Raw genomic sequence first — 4110 nt, 5'->3', positions numbered from 1 at the left:
CATTTCGTTTATGGCAGAATATTTTTTGAATATCACCTCGCCGTCGGGGTTGGTGTAGATCTCGAGGGGGTCGCCGTTACTGATAACGTTGACACTAAGATTCCTGCCTCTGCTGTCCGTTACAGCAGAGGCAAGCTGTCCGGCTGACTTTCCGATCTTAGTGCCTTGATTAAAATTTTCGGCTGATCCATCTGCTCCGACTGTCACAAGCTGCTGCTCTGTAAGCGTGCCGTATTTCAGCAAACAGTCGATATCCGCTTTGAGATGAATTTCAATTCTGTTTTCAAAGACCACTATCTTGTCAATTATAAAATTCAGGTCGTTCTTGTCAAGAGCGGGCTTGTTAATGATGTCATCGAAAATCTCCAGCACGGTTCTGGCGGTGCGGTTCACTCTGACAACGGTGTTGTGCTTGTCGACTGCAAGCTGCATCTGATTTTTCAGTCCCTCGATACGCAGAGTAAGCTCGTCTATCATCTCGGTGTAGGTCTCCTCGATTATCTCCGCACGGTCGGGGTGTTTCATAACATCCCTCGCCTGCTGTCGGGTGAGCATTTTCATTTCCGCCTTTGCGTCCTCTATCTGCCCCTTTATCACGTCAACGGTGGACTGACTGCTTTTCGTTTCAAGCTGTTCTTTAGCAATGGACTCCTGCAAACGGTCGATCATCTCTGCGGAGTTGTCACGCACCTTTTTGATATAGCTTTTCAGCAGACCGTCCAGCATATCAACTCTGGTATGGTGCGAGGTACAGCCTTTTGTTCCTCGCTTGTGGTAGGTTCCGCAGGTGTAGGCAGGAGCAAGATCGTTACGGCTCATTGCGAACATGGGTGAGCCGCAGTCTCCGCAGAAAAGATAGCCCGAGTACACATTGTCGTACTTTTTCACTCCCCGATAGTGAGAGGTCGTACGCTTCTTCAGCTGCTCCTGAGCCAGAGCGAACACCTTGTAATCGACGATAGGAGTGTGATTATTTTCAAATACTATGTGGTCTGTTTCGTCCTGCTTGACCTCCCCGCCGTTTATCTTCTTACGCCTGTACTTGCCCTGACGGAGCGTGCCGATATAAAAATCGTTCTGCAATATCTCGCTGACGGTGATGATACTCCACGTCTGCTTTACCTCACGCTTGCACTCCTCGCCTTTAGCCTCCCTGCGCATTTTTTCGCACATTCTAGGCGTGGGAATATGCTTGTCCGTAAGATAGTTGGCAATTTTTTTGTATCCCCAGCCGCTGTTGTACCTGTCAAAAATATCTCGGACAACCTCCGCCGCAGGTTCGTCAACCTCGAACTGCATGGTCTTGTTGTTTATCATAACGTAGCCGTAGGGCACAGCGCATATCCACTTGCCCTCCTCCTGACGGCGTTTGATGACCGATTTGACCTTTTTGGACGTATCGGTAACAGGCATTTCATTGATAAGAAAGCGGAACTGAATTGCCGTCCAGTCGTCATAGGTAGGATAATCAATGTTATCGCCAATCGAGATAATCCTCATTCCTGCGTCACGCAGATCTTCCAATTCCACCAGTCCCTTGCTGTTTCGTCGGGAAAATCTGGAGAAGTCCTTGATGATCAGAATATCGTACTCTAATCGAAGCATTTTCTTTCGCAGCTCCTGATAGCCCTCACGCTGTTCAAACGTATATCCCGATCGGTCACGGTCCTCATAGAAATCAAGCGTGCTGTCTGGAAACTTGCGTTTCACAAAGTCGGCTATGATAGCTTTTTGGTTTTCTATCGAGGTGTTGTCTCTGTCCATTTCCTCGTCGACAGAAATTCGGCAATAGCCTGCTATGCTGTACTTTATGCTCATTGTTTCACCCTTTCAATGTTGATTATTTTTTCGGTTCGGTTTTACCTTTGCGAATACTTACAATGTTGTCAGAAATATTCGTTTTAATTTATATCAATATTGTATCATATATCTTTCAGAATTGCAATAGGCAAAGGCAATAAATATCCGAGTGAAGATTTTATGACTTTGCCGCAATTTATGTTTTTTTACGTCAGTTATGTACGGTGCGCCTGATTGCGCACCACAAATCATAGGCAGAGGTTGTGCTCTATCAATCCCTCCGTGCAGTCAAACAAGTCGTTGTCCCCCGACATAAATACGGCAACCTTGTATTTTTTATCGCTGTACTTGTCTGCAGTATTCTGCACGAATTCGCTGATACTATCGTCCTCCTGCTCCTGATTTGTCAGCCAGATCTCTACGATCCGCTTATTTTCACTGACGTTAATTTCCAATAGGCAACACTCCTTTTGATTCATTTTTGACTTTGGGATTTAAGTTATTCAATTTTGAAAAATGCGGCAATGTCCTTTGATTTTCTGTTACGACTCCTGAAATCACACCGATTTTACGTGATTTTCAGTACTTACGACCCCTGAATTCTTCAAACCTCGAATTTATGACCCCATAAAAATTATGCACAACAATTTTGCTGAAACTGCGTATTTTCGGCACTTTTGCGGTCAGCTTTGCTGTCCGCTGTGACTGCATCGGGGGCTTACGACCCCGATGCTTTAACTTGCTTTACAATATTTCGATTTGCTTTAACCTCTGCATATCGGTGATCGTGCAATACTGACAGGAGCAATTTTTACCGGACTTTCATTCTCTCATCAGAAATCACCGTTAACCGCCTCGGACGTCGCACACATTCGGCGTGTATGGGCTTTAACCAACATAGGTGGGGCAAGGATACCGCCGAGAATCGGCAGGCTCACACGGGCGAGATTTCGGCGTTTCTTGCCGTGCGCAGTTCGTTACTCACCGCAGAGCATTCAATCAAGCGACTGGTTTCGTTACTTACCTCATCACAGAATTCAGCGTCTATAATATCATCTTCTTTCATAGCCTTTTCATAAAATTTCGATATCAAATCTGCCGCCTTATCAGGATGGTCCAGACAGTAGTTCCAGAACTGATAACATTGTATTTCCATTAGCTTACGCTTAAGCTTTTCGGGATTGCCGTCGCACTCCGCAAGAACCTTCGGCGTAACATAAAATCCGTACTTCCTTATCGTCGGGAGCACCTCGTCGCATATCCAAGCACGAAACTGTCTGCCGATCGGTAACCTTGAATTGAAAATCAGCGAATACAGATCTCCCTCGCTGATATAATTCTTCACGATAGTTTTTAACGGACTTTGCGGATGCGGAACAGTAAGCTTTATTGGCTCGTCGCAATGGTCTATGATAGCTTTTCTCGGATTGTGATATCCGAGAACCTTTGCACACTCCGATGCGGGGAAGTACAGCTTTCCGTTAACTTCAACACACTCAAGCTGACCGAACTCTGTGTCCGCAAAAGGATTACCATCAATTATCATTAATTTTTTCAACTTCATAAAAATTCCTTTCCATAGCAGAAAAATGAAAATCGCAGATGCGCAATTTGATATTCCGCCTCCATTTCGTTACGCACCTACCAATACTTATCTCTACTATACATTCTTTCTTCTGCTATATTAATATTATTAGTATGTTATATTAAAGGTATGTCTATGTGACACGGAGGGTATCGCAATTTATGTAATTCTGACCGCGTTGCCAATTCGTTACATACCACATTGAATTTATTTAGACAACAAAAAAGCTCGCACATATTTCAAGTTCACGATTAGTGCAAAAGGATATAATTATCCCGTTGCTATCAAAATCGTGCCTTAAATATGTACGAGCATTAAGCTCTAAAAGTATTTGCCGATATGTTTATGTAAGTAAAAGGCACTTATTTATTAAATTGTAATTTTATGTTAAATGCTGTTGTTTCTATTTGATATTATAGCATTAGAACACTCGTTTGTCAAGGGCTGATAAAAAACTTTTTGGCACTCCAATATTTTTATTCTCGGAGAGCGCTTTGTTTTGAACTACAAGTATATCACACAATGCTACAAAATTCAGTAACCAACTTAAAGCATAAGCAATAAACCTTTAAAATGGACTTGACTTCTCCCTAAAACAGAGTTAACATACGACAAAATGTGCAGTATACGCCGAAATTATCTTATAATATACCACTAAAAGATAAAAATGTCAATCCACGGATTGACTAAAACTGACAAAACTAATTATATATTTTGTACAAATT

General features: G+C 43.0%; 3 protein-coding genes. All 3 read right to left on the bottom strand.

What is annotated here, in order from left to right; translation table 11 throughout:
- Nucleotides 1–1818: recombinase family protein (locus OCV57_RS14175; RefSeq protein ID WP_267302076.1), on the bottom strand; the 1818-nt coding region annotated here is incomplete at its 3' end.
- A gap of 230 nt (nucleotides 1819–2048) precedes the next feature.
- Entirely contained in the window at nucleotides 2049–2255 is a 207-nt protein-coding gene (locus OCV57_RS14170) for a hypothetical protein (protein ID WP_041337442.1), read from the bottom strand.
- A 479-nt stretch (nucleotides 2256–2734) separates the two neighbouring features.
- Complete coding sequence (locus OCV57_RS14165; protein ID WP_051706933.1) at nucleotides 2735–3364, bottom strand: BRO-N domain-containing protein; 630 nt, start codon at nucleotides 3362–3364, stop codon at nucleotides 2735–2737.
- Nucleotides 3365–4110: the final 746 nt, after the last annotated feature.

The organism is Hominimerdicola aceti, assembly GCF_025567495.1.
Taxonomy (GTDB): domain Bacteria; phylum Bacillota; class Clostridia; order Oscillospirales; family Ruminococcaceae; genus Hominimerdicola; species Hominimerdicola aceti.
This window is presented reverse-complemented; position numbering and strand designations above follow the sequence as displayed.